At 69.9% G+C, this 14798-nt stretch carries 13 protein-coding genes and 3 pseudogenes; 8 read left to right on the forward strand and 8 right to left on the reverse strand.

Annotated elements, in window-relative coordinates:
- Nucleotides 1–774: 774 nt before the first annotated feature.
- Nucleotides 775–3285, forward strand: a complete 2511-nt coding sequence (locus ABZ851_RS37030; RefSeq protein ID WP_361137082.1) for a Helicase associated domain protein — start codon at nt 775–777, stop codon at nt 3283–3285.
- Between the two features lie 319 nt (nt 3286–3604).
- Here the strand turns inward: ABZ851_RS37030 and ABZ851_RS37035 are convergent, their stop codons facing one another.
- Nucleotides 3605–4321: a hypothetical protein gene (locus ABZ851_RS37035; protein WP_361137084.1), complete on the reverse strand. Its 717-nt coding sequence runs from the start codon at nt 4319–4321 to the stop codon at nt 3605–3607.
- A 50-nt stretch (nt 4322–4371) separates the two neighbouring features.
- Between ABZ851_RS37035 and ABZ851_RS37040 the strand changes: the two genes are divergently transcribed.
- From ABZ851_RS37040 to ABZ851_RS37055, 4 genes and pseudogenes are all read left to right on the forward strand, one after another.
- On the forward strand, nt 4372–4911 hold the full coding sequence (locus ABZ851_RS37040) for a helix-turn-helix transcriptional regulator (protein WP_361137104.1): 540 nt from the start codon (nt 4372–4374) through the stop codon (nt 4909–4911).
- A pseudogene (locus ABZ851_RS37045) lies at nt 4845–5396 on the forward strand (XRE family transcriptional regulator); the annotation flags it as partial. The gene ABZ851_RS37040 and the pseudogene ABZ851_RS37045, both read left to right, overlap by 67 nt.
- Complete coding sequence (locus tag ABZ851_RS37050) at nt 5381–6430, forward strand: hypothetical protein (protein ID WP_361137086.1); 1050 nt, start codon at nt 5381–5383, stop codon at nt 6428–6430. The pseudogene ABZ851_RS37045 and the gene ABZ851_RS37050, both read left to right, overlap by 16 nt.
- Before the next feature lie 117 nt (nt 6431–6547).
- Nucleotides 6548–6916, forward strand: a pseudogene (locus tag ABZ851_RS37055) (hypothetical protein); the annotation flags it as partial.
- Here the strand turns inward: ABZ851_RS37055 and ABZ851_RS37060 are convergent.
- The 3 genes and pseudogenes from ABZ851_RS37060 to ABZ851_RS37070 form a co-directional block, all read right to left on the reverse strand.
- Nucleotides 6858–8021 carry an ADP-ribosylglycohydrolase family protein gene (locus ABZ851_RS37060; RefSeq protein WP_361137088.1) on the reverse strand — a complete coding sequence of 388 codons (1164 nt, stop codon included), beginning with the start codon at nt 8019–8021 and terminating at the stop codon, nt 6858–6860. The pseudogene ABZ851_RS37055 and the gene ABZ851_RS37060 sit on opposite strands and share 59 nt — an antisense overlap.
- A 72-nt stretch (nt 8022–8093) precedes the next feature.
- The gene (locus ABZ851_RS37065) at nt 8094–8612 is read right to left on the reverse strand and encodes a hypothetical protein (RefSeq protein WP_361137090.1); all 519 of its coding nucleotides are present in this window, start codon (nt 8610–8612) and stop codon (nt 8094–8096) included.
- 162 nt (nt 8613–8774) lie between these two features.
- A pseudogene (locus tag ABZ851_RS37070) lies at nt 8775–9603 on the reverse strand (IS5 family transposase).
- Nucleotides 9604–9785: 182 nt separating this feature from the next.
- Here ABZ851_RS37070 and ABZ851_RS37075 point away from each other — a divergent pair.
- Genes ABZ851_RS37075 through ABZ851_RS37085 form a run of 3 tightly spaced genes read left to right on the forward strand, consistent with a single transcriptional unit; the run spans nt 9786 to nt 12030 of the window.
- A complete protein-coding gene (locus tag ABZ851_RS37075) occupies nt 9786–10643 on the forward strand; it encodes a hypothetical protein (RefSeq protein ID WP_361137092.1) in 858 nt (285 codons plus the stop codon).
- Between the two features lie 37 nt (nt 10644–10680).
- Nucleotides 10681–10851 (forward strand): 50S ribosomal protein L32, encoded by a 171-nt coding sequence (rpmF, locus tag ABZ851_RS37080; protein WP_006601600.1) that lies wholly within the window; start codon nt 10681–10683, stop codon nt 10849–10851.
- Between the two features lie 9 nt (nt 10852–10860).
- The gene (locus tag ABZ851_RS37085; protein WP_361137094.1) at nt 10861–12030 is read left to right on the forward strand and encodes a GTP-binding protein; all 1170 of its coding nucleotides are present in this window, start codon (nt 10861–10863) and stop codon (nt 12028–12030) included.
- 288 nt (nt 12031–12318) lie between these two features.
- Here the strand turns inward: ABZ851_RS37085 and ABZ851_RS37090 are convergent, their stop codons facing one another.
- The 4 genes from ABZ851_RS37090 to rpmB all read right to left on the reverse strand — a co-directional run bounded on the left by ABZ851_RS37090 (nt 12319) and on the right by rpmB (nt 14540).
- Nucleotides 12319–13512: a GTP-binding protein gene (locus ABZ851_RS37090; RefSeq protein WP_361137096.1), complete on the reverse strand. Its 1194-nt coding sequence runs from the start codon at nt 13510–13512 to the stop codon at nt 12319–12321.
- An 11-nt stretch (nt 13513–13523) separates the two neighbouring features.
- Complete coding sequence (locus tag ABZ851_RS37095; RefSeq protein WP_361137098.1) at nt 13524–13832, reverse strand: hypothetical protein; 309 nt, start codon at nt 13830–13832, stop codon at nt 13524–13526.
- A gap of 166 nt (nt 13833–13998) precedes the next feature.
- A complete protein-coding gene (gene rpsN, locus ABZ851_RS37100; RefSeq protein ID WP_361137100.1) occupies nt 13999–14304 on the reverse strand; it encodes a 30S ribosomal protein S14 in 306 nt (101 codons plus the stop codon).
- The gene (gene rpmB / locus ABZ851_RS37105; protein WP_361137102.1) at nt 14304–14540 is read right to left on the reverse strand and encodes a 50S ribosomal protein L28; all 237 of its coding nucleotides are present in this window, start codon (nt 14538–14540) and stop codon (nt 14304–14306) included. The genes rpsN and rpmB overlap by 1 nt, the downstream gene beginning before the upstream one ends.
- Between the last annotated feature and the right edge of the window lie 258 nt (nt 14541–14798).

Below are 14798 nucleotides of genomic sequence, written 5' to 3' on the forward strand. Positions count from 1 at the left end.
CCCGCGGAGCGGGTCCCACAGCGCTGCGCGCTGTGCAAGCGAACCACCTCGCTACGCTCGGTGGTTCCGACCCGCTCCGCGGGTCGGTCTGGGTTGCTGCGCAACCCAGTTGCCTCGGCTTCGCCGAGGCCGGCCCTTTCGGGCCGTCAGGTCCCGCGCTTCGCTTGGGATCTGAGTGCGCTTCGCGCACCGGATCGCTTCGCTCTCCTGGCCTTCCGGCTTCGCCCTCAGGCTGGCCCGCTGGCGCGGGCGGCTGGCGATCTGAGGGCGGTCAGAATGGGACGTTGATGCCTTGCTGGCGCATGAGGGCGAGTCCGTTGCTCAGGCACTTGTCAGCTGATGGCGCATCATTTGCGTATGGGGTGGGTCAGTTCACCGCCTGCTGCGGCGAAAGTCCATGAGTTGCGGGGACGCTGTGCGTCGAATCGTATGAGGGCACTGATTCCCTGCTCTCCGAGCCATCCCAAGATGAGGAGGGGGACGTCTTCTATGCCGCTGTCTGAGTCTGGCTCGGGCAGCCGGTTCTTCGCTCTGACCATGTCGGTGAGCGTACCGGTCTGCAGTGTTCGATTACTTATCTGAGCTATTTGCTTCAAAATATCTAGCGGATAGACTCTGGACTCAGAATGCTTCACCAATGAGACGTCTGGGACTCCTGTCGGGCCCGCCGGAACCGATCTTTTGCGGGAGCTTCTCGGAGGGATCTACGTGCAGGATTCCCGCTTCTGCTCGCCCGACCCGACCCTCCGTCAACCAGGAGAAAGCAGGCCGGATATGGCAGAAAAAGAGCTTCGCCCTCATCAACGGGAAGCCGTCGATGCCGTTCTGGGTGCCCTGGAATTGCCTGCAAGATCACTTGTGCCTGAGCGAGGGCTCCGGACGCAGGTGATCATGGCGACCGGGTCCGGGAAGACCCGGGTGGCGGTCCGCAGCGCGGAAGAACTCCACGCGGGCCGAGTGCTGGTGCTCGTGCCCTCCCTGGACCTCCTCGCCCAGACCAAGGCCGCGTGGCACGAGGGTGGCCGCAGGGGCCCGATGATCGGGGTGTCTTCCCTGCGGGGCGAGGAGGTGGGTTTCGCCAACACCACGGACGCGGATGAGCTGGTGGAGTGGACGAGGGGCCTGGACAAGGTAACCGTGTACGCCACGTACGCCTCCCTCGGGCTCGGCACGCTGGAGCGCGCGCACGCCGCCGGCCTTCCGGGCTGGGACCTGATCGTCGTGGACGAGGCGCACCGGACCTCCGGTCGGATCGGCAAGCCCTGGGCGGTCGTCCACGACAACACCCGGATCCCGTCCCTGCGCCGGCTGTACATGACGGCCACGCCGCGGCTCTGGCAGGTCAGCGAGGATCATGAGCAGGGCGGTGCGCCGGGTGAGCTGGTGGCCTCGATGGAGGACGACCCTGCCTCGCCCTTCGGCAGCAGGTGTCACACTTTGACGCTCTCGGAGGCGATCGGCAGGGGTATCTGTGCGCCGTACCAGGTCGTGTGCGTGGACATCGCCGACACACAGCTCCAGGCCGCCCAGCTCCTGGGTGCTGAGGGCCACTCGGACCAGGTCCGCGGGGCCCGGCTCGCGGCACTCCAGACCGCCCTGCTCAAGGCGTCCTCGGAGGAGAACTTCCGGCGCACGCTCGTCTTCCACCACGTTGTCAGGGAGGCCGAGGCTTTCGCGGCCGGCCTTTCCCATGTCGCCGCGCAGCTGCACGCCGCTGACCCGGAGCTCTACCCCCGCACAATCTGGGCGAGCTGGTTGTGCGGGGATCACATGCCCCTGCACCGTCGCCGCGTGCTGGGAGAGTTCGCCGACGGCATCGACACCGACGGCACCGTCGTCGAGAAGAGCTACCTGGGGTCAGTCAAGGTACTCGGGGAAGGAGTCGACACCCGAAATTGCGATTCCGTGTACTTCGCCGATGTCCGCGGCTCCATGCCCGACCTCGTCCAGGCCGTCGGCCGCGCCCTGCGGATGCAGCCCGGCGAGGGCAAGATCGCCTCACTCGTGGTGCCGGTCCTGCTGGCGCCTGGCGAGACGGCGGACAGCATGCTCACCTCCCGGGCGTTCGGTGGGCTGGCGAAGCTCCTGGAAGCCCTGAGAGCGCACGACACCAGGGTAGTGGAGGCACTGGCCCAGCCTCAGGTGCAAAGCCGCTCCACGGGCGTACAGAGCCGTTGGGGAGGCGAAGCCGAGGAGGAGGGGAGCCGCGAGCACGGACTGTCGGAGCCGGCCCGGGCACTGCTGAAATTCAGCGCCCCCCGAGACCCGGCGCAGCTGGCTGCGTTCATCAACCTGCGCGTGGTGAACCCCGAACATCAGCACTGGCGCCGCGGGGTGGAGGCCGCCGCCCTCTACGTCCGCGAGCACGGCGACCTGAAGGTGCCCTTCACCTACCGCGTGCCCGCCGGCGACGACCAGGCGGTGGAGGCCGCGGGGTGGCCGGCCTCCCTCGCTGGGTTTCCGCTGGGGCAATGGATCGCCGACGCACGCCGCTTCTACGCCCGCGGCGACATGGATGCCGACCGCATCGAGCAGCTGGAGAAGCTGGGCATGGTCTGGAGCCGCTTCGACGTCGCGTGGGAGGAAGGTCTCGCAGCGGCCCGCGGGTGGGCGGCCGAGGCAGGCCACCTCCTGGCCCCGTTGGACGCCACCTTCCAGGGCTACCGGGTGGGGATCTGGTTGAAGAATGCGCGGGCCGCCGCCCGGAGGGCCGCCGAGATCGAGCAGCGGCGTGCCGAGGGCCTGCCGGTGGAGTCGTCGGCCGGGGCGCTGTCGGACGAGCGGCGCGAGCAGTTGGCGGACATCGACGCGTCGTGGTGCCCGGCCTGGCCGGTGGGGTGGCAGCGCGCCTTCCTTCTCGTCCGGCTCCACCTGGAGGCCGGCCGCCCGCTGCCGACCAAGCCCGGTGACGTCGTGCGCCAGGGCGAGGACCTCGGCCGGTGGGTGCGGTCGGTCCGGTTGGGTTGGGACAGCCTGACGACCGTGCAGCAGTGGATGTGTGAGCAGGTCCTCGGGATCGAGCCTGCGGCCGAGGACGAGAAGCCGCCCCCGCGCCGTACGCAGGCCGGCAAGTGGGCGCTGAACTACGCGGCCGCCCGGCAGTTCTTCGAGCGCGAGGGGCACCTGCGGGTACCCCGCAAGCACGTCGAACGGACCGTCGGCGAGGACCAGGAGGAGCGGGAGCTCCGGCTCGGGGCGTGGATCGGGAACCAGCGCAGCCGGGCCGCGACATTGTCACCGGAGCGGGTGGAGCTGCTGTCCAAGGTCGGGATGCGGTGGTCGTGACGGGCCTCGTCGTCACCGTCGTCGTCGCGTTCGCGGCCGGCTATCTGCTCGGGCGTCTGCGACTGTGGCGGCGTGCGGGCGACTGGGCGGCCGAACAGGTCCGCTTTGTCGGGGCGGTTCCGGGCAGGGGCCGTCGTCGTCGTGGTCCACGTCGTCACCGCGTCGCGGGCCAGCTGGGGCGTGAGCGCGCTCCGGTCACCATGGCGCGGGCGCCGGCGCCCGTACGCGATCCGGACTGCATTGCGCGCCGCACCCGGGCAGACAGAGGAGCTACTGCGCGCGTACGGGCCGGGTAGCACGGCCGGTACATGTTGGTCGGTCAGCCCGCGAGCTTGATCATCTGCGAGTGGATGGAGGCCGCCTCGTTCCTCCTGCGCGGACGGTGGGACGGGGCGCTGGAAGCCGTCCTGCTGGACGAGCTCGAGTTCGTGTGGGGCCGCGTATCCGCCTCAGCCGGTGACAGGCCAGCGACGTGCGCCGCGACGGGTGTCGGCAACCGGCGGGCTGTGAGGCAGACCGCCGCATCATGAACAAACGATGTGATGCCCGGGCATGGTTCGCATCGTCCCCGACGTGCGTCCTGCAGCCCGGGCATCATCGCTGGCGGTGGTCGGGACAGCTTGAATCCGCCCCACACGTCGCTGGCGTTGAAGTGGTGCTTGTCGCCGGCGCGCATGGAGAAGTACTTCTTCTGGCCCTTGCGGCAGACCTTCTCAGACAGGTCGGTGTCGCGGAGCTTGCCGCCCTTGTACCACTTCACAATCGCCTGGGCACAGATCTTGTCCTTGGACAGCTTCTCGACCCATCCCTTCACGACGTGCCCGGTCACCTTGGTGAACTTCACCTTCGCCACCTTGTGGCCCTGAGCATCCTTGGTCATCGTGTGGCCCTGCTTCACCGGGGAGTCTGCCGGCACAGCGGCAGTGGTGGTGGCGGGCGCGGCGGGGGCGGCTGTGGCGGCCGAGGCAGTCATGCCGGCCAGGCTTCCGACGCTGAGGGTGACGGTGGCTGCGGTGAGGGCGAGCTTGCGCTTCATGTGATCCGTCCTTGGGTTGTCACGTGTACCGGCGCCAGGTCGGCGTCGACATGAACGACCTTGCGCCAGGGGTGAATTGTCCGAAAGCGCAGGTGGCGATCGACAAACAACCCCGACAATGGTGTCGTCGGCATGTCGGGCCCGCGGCGGCCGAAGGGGGAGCTCATGGGGCGGACAGGCGTGCGCGCAAGGGCGCGGGCGGGGCGCGGGTGGGGCGGCCGGAGAACTCGGTGGACCCCGAGGCGGGGCCGGTGGGACGGCTGGCGTGGGAGCTGCGGCGGCTGCGGGCGGAGGCGGGAGGCCCCAGCTACCGGGCGTTGGCGAAGAAGGCCCATTACTCGGTGAGTACCTTGGCCGCGGTGACCAAGGGAGACCGGTTGCCGTCGTTGGAGGTGCTCCTTGCCTTTGCGGAAGCATGCGGAGGCAAGCCCTCCCCCCGAGTGGGAGGTCCGGTGGCGGGCCGCCCTGCAGGCCAGCGGGGAGTGCGCGGCACGGGCCGGCCCCTCGGTGCCCGTACCCCGGGCTTGCACCCTTTGGTGCCGGCGACGCGGAGGTGTTCTTCGGGCGCACGGAGCTGGTCAGAGAACTGACCGCCAGCGCAGAACGGAACCCGCTGACGGCCGTCTTCGGTGCCTCGGGCAGCGGCAAGTCGTCGCTGCTGCGAGCCGGGCTACTGCCGGGACTGGGCCCTCTCTGGCACACTGCCACGCTCTCTCCGGGGGAACACCCTCTAGCTACGCTGACCAGCGCAGTCAACCGAGTCATCGGCGCGCCGGACGGTGACAGCGGTATGCCCCTGGATACGACCGGTGGTGCTGTGGCGCTGCAGGGCCTTGCCGAAGAGCCCGAGGGGGTGGAGCTGGCGTTGAGCACGTGGCTGGCTGGACGGCCGGAAGAGGAGCGGGTGCTCTTGGCCATCGACCAGTTCGAGGAGGCCTTCACGCTCTGCGCCGATGAGGCGGAGCGCGCCGTGTTCCACTCCGCCCTGGCCGAGCTGGCCGGTGTCCAGTCGCCGCGGCTCAGGCTGGTCATCGGCGTACGGGACGACTTCTACGGCCGGTGCTTCACCCCCCCGGGGCTGCGGGCGGCGCTGCGCAAGGCGCGCAGTTGCCCGTGGGGCCGCCCACCAGCGCCGAGCTGCGCGCGATCATCGTCGAGCCCGCGGCACACGCAGGGAGCACGGTCGCTCCCGAGCTGGTGGCAACCGTCGTCGCCGAGGCCGCCGACCAGCCCGGGGCCCTCCCGCTGGTGGCCCACGCCCTGCGCGAAACCTGGCACCGCGGCAGCGGGCCCGTCCTGCACCTGGATGACTACCGCGCCACGGGCGGAATGCGCGGCGCCGTGGCCCAGACCGCCGAAGCGGCCTACGCGTTCGAACCTCCCGCCCGGCAGGCCCTGATGCGCGCCGTCTTCCTCCGCCTCACGATGCTCGGCGAAGGCACCGAGGACACCCGCCGACCTGTGCCACGCACCGAACTCGACGGCCTGGAAGCCCCCGAGGCCCCAGCTCTGGCCGGTGCATACAGCGGCAGCGCCAGTGACGCATCCCCTGACGGCGGCGCCGACGACGTGGCCGCGCTGCTGCATCGTCTGGCCGCCGCCCGCCTCATCGTGCTGGCCGACGGCACGGTCGAGGTAGCCCACGAAGCCGTCATTCGAGCCTGGCCCCGGCTGCGCCGCTGGCTCACCGAAGACCGTGATGCCCTGCGTGTCCACCGACGCCTGTCCAGCGCCGCCCAGCAGTGGGACGAACTGGCCCGCGATGGGGGTGCACTGTACCGAGGCGCGCAGCTCACCACGGCCCAGACATGGTCCCGTGAACACGGCACTGCGCTCAACGAACTGGAACACGACTTCCTCACCGCCAGCACCACCGCCCATCGCCCACCACCAGGAGCAGCGGGCAGTGGCACGCACCACACGCCGCCTGCGCCAGTTCACCGGCACGCTGGCCGTCCTGCTCGCCCTCTCCCTCACCGCGGGCATGATCGCATGGGACCAGTACCGAAACAGCGAACGACAACGGCACAATGCGCTTTCCGGACAGCGGATCTCCCTGTCACGGCAGCTCGCCGCACAGTCGACTGCTCTACTCGAGGACAGTCCTGAGCTCGCCTCGCTCCTGGCAGTCCACGCCTACCGGCTGCCCGCACGAAGGAAGCGACCGCCGTCGTACTTGCGGCCGCCGGCCTTCCGCTCCGGCAGCGGTGGGAGCATACCTACGATGCGCTGGCGGCCGCCTTCAGCCCCGACGGCCGCACCCTGGCCAGCGTCGACGGAGCCGGGGGCGTACGGCTTTGGAATGTGATCACGGGAAAGATCCGCGCCACGCTGACGGACAACAGCTGTGCGGAATCGGTGGCGTTCAGCCCCGACGGACGCACTCTGGCCGCCGGGGAGACCAGCGGTGGGGTGCGGCTGTGGGACGTCGACCGGCCGGCGATGCCCTGGTCGCCGGCCTGTCGGTACAGCTCTGTCCTACTCAGCTGCCGCAACTTGCGCTTCGCCGCGCCCCGACTGCCTGCCGTCGTTGACGTCAGCTGCTCGGGTAGCGCCCGGGGGCGAAGAACGACTCGTTGTACGGCTGGTGGGTGAGGGGGTGGAATGCCGCCGAGAAGTCGTCGGCCAGCTCGGTGATCGTGCCACGGCCCTCGACGGCGGTGAGCCAGGACGGGGGGAGGGCGAGGTCGCCGTGGTGGGCGCCGAGGAGGTTGCCGCAGATGGATCCCGTGGAGTCGCTGTCACCGGAGTGGTTGACGGAGAGCAGGAAGGCTGACTCCACGCGCGTGCGCCGGGGTGCCGGGTCGGCGGGGCGGGCGAGGGCACAGTAGACGGCGATGGCCAGGGCCTCCTCGGCGATCCAGCCTCCGCCGAGGGTTTCGACCTTCTCGGGGGTCGCTGTGCCGTCGGCAGCCAGGTCGACCGCCTTGCGGAGGGCGGCCGTCGTCTCCTCGTGGCCGGGATAGCGGGCGAGGAGTTCCATCGAGCGCAGCACGGCGCCTTCGAGGGAGTCGCCGTCCAGTAGGTGTCCGATCATGGCGGCGAAGGCACCGGCCGCGTAGTAGCCGGTGGGATGGCCATGGGTGATCTGGGCGCAGCGGGCGGCGAATTCGAAGGCTCGGCGACCGGGCATGCCGGTGAGGCCGAAGGGAGCCGAGCGCATGACCGTGCCGCAGCCCTTGGAGTCGGGGTTGACCGGCCCCGGCGCTCCGAGCTCGCCGAGCGTGTCGGGGATGTGCTCGTAGCGGAGGCCGGAGACGCAGGCGTTGCCGGGGGCACGGCGGGCGTAGAGCCAGGTCTGCTGGCGCAGCCAGCCGGTGCGGTCGTAGGCGAGTTCGGCCGGCGGCGGAGGCGCGGGGTGGTTCTGGGTGTCGAGCCAGCGCAGATAGGCGTTCCGCACGAGGACGGGCCCGGCGGAGCTGATGCCGTTGTCGGTGGCGGGGCCGTAGCGGGCGTAGGCGCGGATGAGTCCTTCCGCGGTGAAGAGGGTCATCTGGGTGTCATCGGAGACCTGGCCGAGGACGACGCCGCCGACCGGCAGGAAGCCGGTGACCCCGGAGGGCCCGTAGCCGTTGCGGATCGAGGCCAGCGGCTGGAACTCGATCGGGTATCCCAGGGCGTCGCCTATCGCCCCGCCCAGAAGACAGCCACGGACACGGGCACGGCGGGCGACGGTGTCGCCCCACGACTGACTGTTCAAGCCGGTTCCCTCACTTGATGGTTGTGCTCATGGTCATTGCGTCGATCGGTCGCGTGGTCGGAGCCTTCCGGCTCAGAAGATCCAGGCCAGGTAGAGGCTGAGCGCCGCACCACCGGCGCCGCCCAGGACCAGCCGCTTCATCCAGGCACTCGCGCGGGTTCCGGCGATCAGCCGGCCCACGGCCACGGCCTGTCCCCTGCTCGGCATGATGCCGGTCGCGGCGAACGGGATCCCCGGCGCAGCGACGATCCAGCCGAGGAAGAACAGCGCGCACCAGCGCCAGATCTCGCCGAAGCCGGTGGCGAGGTAGCCGCTCACGGTCTGCTGGACGGGGATGCGGTCGCCCCGTTCGCGGTCTGCCGTGATGGTCGCCTCGTGATCGACGGTCGTTCCGTCGTCCGCGCGGAAGGTGCCGGCGCACACCGTCTTGTCGCTGTGGTGACGGCTTCCGTGGTCGATCCAGCAGCGCTCGACCGTGAGCGTGCCGTGACGACCGACGAGGCCCGCTGCGTGCGTCGAGTTGTACAGCGAGAAGCCGGCGCACAGGAGCGCCAGAAAGAAGAAGAGGCCGCCGAAGAGACGCCCTTTCACACTCGGCGCGGGCCTCGAGACGAACGGATCCGGCGTCCCCAGTCCCGGCTCCAGCATGGCGCGACCACCCCTCCACTCCGGCTGCTCCCGTGATCGCTCACCTTACCCAGCCGGTGCGTCGGCCCCACTGCCAGCGCCATACCCTAGGGGGTGTCCGCAAAGTCATGGGAGCCAGAGTTGTAGGCAGGCGAGGGTGGCCATGGCCCGGTAGTGGGTGGCTCGTTTGTCGTAGCGGGTGGCGAGGGCCCGGTGTTGTTTGAGGCGGCCGAAGCAGCGTTCGACCACGTTGCGCTGTTTGCAGATCTGCTTGTCGAAGGCCGGCGGGCGTCCGCCGCGGCTGCCGCGCCGGAGCCGGTTGCGGATCTGGTCGGCTCGTTTTGGGACGGTGTGGCTGATGCCTCGACGCCGCAGCCAGGTGCGGATGGCCGTGGAGCTGTAGCCCTTGTCGCCCAGGACGTGGGCCGGCCGGATGCGGGGACGTGCCGGGCCGATGCGGGGCACCCGTATCGCCTGCACCACGGCGGTGAACTGGGTCCAGTCGTTGGTGTTCCCGCCCGTGACGGTGCAGGCGAGCGGGCGGCCCTTCGCGTCGCAGGCCAGATGAATCTTGCTGGTCAGGCCGCCCCGGGAGCGTCCGAGCCTAAGGCTGCGGATCCCCTCTTCGGGCCCCGGCGGCGTGCTGGTGGGCGGACGACCGTGGAGTCGACCGACACGAGCCCTTCGATGTCCCCGGCCGCGTCCGCCTGGGCCTGGTCGGCACGGAGCATCCGCTCGAAGGTGCCGTCCAGCGCCCAGCGCCGGAAACGGGTGTGCAGCGTGGCCCACGGGCCGTAGCGCTCGGGCACCTCCCGCCAGGCCATGCCGGTGCGAACTTCCACACGATCCCGTTGAGCACGATGCGGTCATCCAACCGCTTCCGGCTCCGCGAGGACTCGGGCAGCAGCGGCCGAACGAACTCCCACTCGGCATCCGACAGTTCATGGCGACGTATCTCCCCACCATGATCCACCACACAAGATCATTTGAAGACACAGCCTAGCCCCTCCTCGCTCCCACAAAAGCACCGCATGTCTGAATATGGAAGATCGCCTGTGCACGTCATCACGACCTCGCGGCAGAGGCCCCCAGCCCCCGCCACACCGCCCCGCCTCGCATCCTGACAGGGGCGTGGTGATGGCCGGAGCGTCACCCGCCTCGGCAGCCGCCGAGCGCCTTCACGGCACCCCGCTGTGGTCGAAGCGGCTCACATGGGAACCGGTCGCCCTTTCGGCGGGCGTGGGACTGGTCGCTGTCGCCGGGCGCCGCGGAGGAGTGCGTGTACTGGATCTCGACGGGGGCGAGGAGCGTGGCCGCTTCGCACTGCCGGGCGGCATCACCGATCTCGCTCTCTCGCCCGATGGACATCACCTGGCACTGGTAGGCCCCCGCGGGTATGGCCTGTGGCGAGCCCTGGACGGCAGGCTGATCACGCGCACCACTGCCGCATCGTGCATCCGGGCGTGCTGGATGCGGCCGGGCGTCGTGGCGATCGCGGAAGGGAGTCAGGTCATCGCGTACGACACCGACGGCGTGGCGCAGTGGTCCACCGCACCGCTCCCGAAGACGGCCACCGGCATAGCCTGCGCGCAAGGCGGACGCCTGTTGGCGGTGTCACTGGCCGGCCAGGTCCGCTGCTTCATGCCCATGCGTCGCGAACCGGTCACCGTCCATGAATACGGCGACGCACCGGACGGTCTCACCCTGTCCGTCGACGGCCGCTGGGCCGTCTGCTCGACGCACCAGCGGAAGACGTTGCTGTGGGAGACGCATCACCCGACGCCCCGGCCGGTCGAGTGCGCGGACAGCTCGGGCCGGCATGCCCCGGTAAACGGGGAGGCCGCCTCACACTCCTGGACATCAGCGGTGACACCCCACCGCGACCCGGAGGGTGACGGAGGAACGGACAGTGGCAGGACAGGGAGCCGAGGTTCTTGTGCGACCCGGCAGCCGCTCATCGCGACCAGTTTGAAAATGGAAGCCATTTTCACTTAGGCTTTTGCTCATCACCTAGTCGTGCAGGAGGTCGGCCATGGCCGTACCCAAGCGGAAGATGTCCCGCAGCAACACCCGCCACCGCCGCGCTCAGTGGAAGGCGACCACCCCGCAGCTCGTGCCCGTCACCGTCGACGGCACCCCCTACCTCGTCCCGCAGCGGCTGGCCAAGGCGTACGAACGCGGGCTGCTGCGCCCGGAGAGCTGAGACCATCGCATGACGCACAACCGACTGCCCGTCACCGTCCTGTCGGGCTTCCTCGGCGCCGGCAAGACCACTCTGCTCAATCACGTCCTGACCAACCGGGAGGGCCTTCGGGTCGCGGTCATCGTCAATGACATGAGTGAGGTCAACATCGACGCGAGCCTGGTGCGTGGCGGCGAGGCCGCTCTCTCGCGTACCGAGGAACGCCTCGTCGAGATGACCAACGGCTGTATCTGCTGCACGCTGCGCGATGACCTGCTCGAAGAGGTCGACCGGCTGGCCCGCGAGGGCCGCTTCGACTACCTCCTCATCGAGTCCAGCGGCATCTCGGAACCGATGCCCGTCGCCGCCACCTTCGCCTTCCCGCGCGACGACGGAGCGACCCTGGGGGACCTGGCCAGGCTCGACACGATGGTCACCGTCGTCGACGCCGCCAACTTCCTTCCCGAGTTGACCGGAGGCGACGGGCTGGCCGAGCGGGGGCTGGACCAGTACGAGGACGACGAACGCACCGTCAGCGACCTGCTGATGGACCAGATCGAGTTCGCCGATGTCATCATCCTCAACAAGACCGACCTGGTCGATGCGGAGAACGCCGAACGGCTCGAGGCCACCCTCGCCCGCCTCAACCCGGCCGCCCGCATCGTGCCCGCACTGCACGGCCGGGTGAGCCCCGGCGAGATCCTGGGCACCGGGCTGTTCGACCTGGAGCGGGCACAACAGGCCCCTGGCTGGGTGCGGGAGATCAACGGCGACCACGTACCGGAAACCGAGGAGTACGGCATCTCCAGCACGGTCTTCCGCGCCGACGCCCCCTTCCACCCCGGCCGGCTGTGGACCTTCGTCACCGAGGAACTGGACAGCGGCACCTACGGTCAGATCCTGCGTTCCAAGGGCTTCTTCTGGCTGGCCAGCCGCCCGACCATCACGGGCTTGTGGTCCCAGGCCGGAGCCGTCGCCCGTTTCGAGCCTTCCGGCGCCCGCGGCACCGGAGACAGCCAGGGCCAGGAACTGGTCTTCATCGGCACGGGGCTGCGCACCGAGCCACTTCAAACAGCCCTGGCCGACTGCCTCCTGACCGACGGGGAACAGCTCTCCGACGACCCGTTCCCCGCCTGGGACACCTACGGAATCGACGACGCCTGCGAGCACGAGCACCCGGAGCTGGTGCCGCAGGCATGACAGGCTCCGGGTTGGGCGGTGGTCGCAGCCACGGCACCGCCCAACCCGGCAACTCACAAGGTGCGCACACCGGTGCCCCTGTGCTCACGCGGAGCTCAGGGGCACCGGTGCGTCCGAGCTGCCGCACTGCGGCACGGCGGCGGCGGACACCAGGCAGCCGCTGTGGACGGGGTTCAGGGATGTCTCCCCCACCTGCGCCGCTGCTCGCGGGCTCGCAGCATCCGCCCGACCGATCCGCCGTACGCCTGCACCGCTGAGAGATTCGGCAGAGACCGGGAGTGGCTCGGCTCAGCGCGGGGCGTCGCCGAGCAGCGGATCGGGGAAGGCCGCCCAGCCGTCCCGGCCCAGTGACAACTCCCTGTCGTTCAGCAGGGCCGCGTCGAGTGCGGAGCAGAGCCGGTCCCGGTCGAGGCCGGCGCCGGTGAACGTGAGGGCGTTACGGCGTTCGCCGTAGTAGTCGTGCCAGAACCACGAGGCCAGGGTGCGCCGTTGGGGGGATGCGCCCCGCCAGGCGCTGTCGTCTCCCGGCTCCAGCCAGCGATCCGCCTCTTGCAGTTCCATGTGCGGTCCGGCCGACCGCCAGGTCACGGCAGATGCGGGACGGCTGGACAGCCACAGGTGGCCACGGCTACGCAGCACGCCGGCCATAACGGTGGGCAGCGCGTCCGCGAGCCGCTCGGGGTGCAGCGGTCGCCGCGCCCGCCATACCACCGACGTCACACCCAGATCGGTAACGGGGCGTGAGGGCACCACGGTCACCGGTTCCAGCCGGGCCCGCCACTCCTCAAGGGCGTCCGGTACGGGCCGCAGGAACGACGGCGGCAACTCCGCTGCCACTTGCGGCTGTTGTGCCGCGTGAAGGAGTGTCGCGGAGGGGTTGAGATGACGCGCCAGGGCAGCCACCCCCTCCGTCCGACGGCCGGTGTGGTCCGGTTGGGCCGTCACGAGGACGCCCTGGGCGGCTTCCACCCTGCGGGCGGCTATCTCGGCCGGTGTCAGGGGGCTGGTGTGATCGGTACCGTCCCCCAGTCGGGCGGCCCGGTGGACGCATCCGAGCTCGGCCAGAAAGGCCGCTGGGTCGAGCCCGGCCACGACCGGGGCCGGGACGTAATGGTCGCCCAGCGCGCTGGCGCCGGTCCGCGCTCGCCACAACTCCACCAGGAACGGCAGGAGATCCAGCTCGTCGGGGATTGCGAGGACCAAGTGCGGGGGCCGTGCGGTGCGTCGGATGGCCAACAGGTCCTGCCGGAGGATCACCACCGGGTCGCCGGTGACCACCTGCGCCATGGGCTGCGAGACGGACCGCGGCACTCCGGGACCGGTGACGAAACGTTGTACGACCGGGTACCCAGCGTCCCGGCCGTGGATGGACACGGCCAGCACCACCGCGTCGCCGGGCGAGCTGCACACAAGCGCGTCCACCGCGAGCCCGCGGGCAGCCGGGGTGCTCCCGATCACGATGCTCAACAGCCCTTTGGGCACTCGGCTTCCTGTCAGTTGAGGTGGACGATGTGGCGGGGCGCGGGTACCGCGCACAGCCGGTGCGGAAGCGTGCCGTCGTCCGGCATGCCGGCCAGGAGCCATGCGCCGACCAGTTCCGCGTCGGCTTCGGTGACGAGGGGGCCCAGGCGGGTGACTGGGCCGGTGGGAGTGCGATCCTTCGCGCACGGCTGCACTGCGGCGTGCAGGCCCGCAGCAGGAGTGCAGCGCAGCAGGCCACCCAGGCATCCGGTGGTGACGAGGATGCCGTGCGGGCAGGCACGGACGGCCTCACCCAGCCGGCCCCTCACCGCTTCGCCCACGGCGGTTGGGCAGTTGGTACAGGTGACCAGCGTGAAGGGGCGACTCGGGCCGCCCGGTGTTGCGCGGTTCATCGGTACGCCCTTCCGGAGGGTTTGACCGGGACGGCGCCGCAGCCTGGGCAATGGCCCGGGCCGCAGCGCCGCCCGCCGTGACCGTCGCCGGACATCACCAGGACGACTTGGTGACTCCGGGGAGGAATCCGGCGTGTGCCTGCTCGCGCATCCGAACCCGGGACATGCCGAACTTGCGCAGGTGGCCTCGGGGGCGGCCGTCCACACTGTCCCGGTTCCGCACCCGGGTCGCGCTGGCGTCGCGCGGCTGGCGCCGCAACTCGGCCTGGGCGGAGGCGCGTTCGTCGTCGGTGGAGGAAGGCCGCCGGATGATCTCCTTCAGCTCAGCGCGCCGGGCGGCGTACCGCTCGACGATCACCTTGCGCTGCTCGTTCTTCGCAATCTTGCTCTGCTTGGCCATCAGACCTTCACCCCTCGTGCGCGGATCCGTGCCACCGCGGCCTCGACACCGATCGAATCAACCGTCTTGATCCCCTTGGCGCTGAGCGTCAGCCGGACGTACCGGCCCTCGCGCGCCAGCCAGTAGCGCTTGCGCTGGATGTTCGGGTCGAACCGACGGGACGTACGGCGGTGCGAGTGGGAGATGGTCTTGCCGAAGCCCGGCTTGGCGCCGGTCAGCTGACAGTGGGCGGACATGGTGTGTGGGTCACCTCTCGTCGGAGACGCTATCAGTAATGGAAACCATTCCCATATAGTAGCGCCCATAGCACGCAACGAACTCCGCCCGGTCATCAAACTCCGCTCCACCGCGGGAACCGGCTACAACGGAGTGACGCGGGTCGACCCGGCCTCCCGGAAAGTCACGTACTCCCGACTGGCCAAGACATACGCGGGGACGCCCGGCATGGCGGACAGCACCGTCTACGTGAGCGGGCAGACCGGTCTCGTCACAGC

Origin of the sequence: Streptomyces sp. NPDC047049 (assembly GCF_040643995.1) — a bacterium.
Taxonomy (GTDB): Bacteria; Actinomycetota; Actinomycetes; order Streptomycetales; family Streptomycetaceae; genus Streptomyces; species Streptomyces mooreae.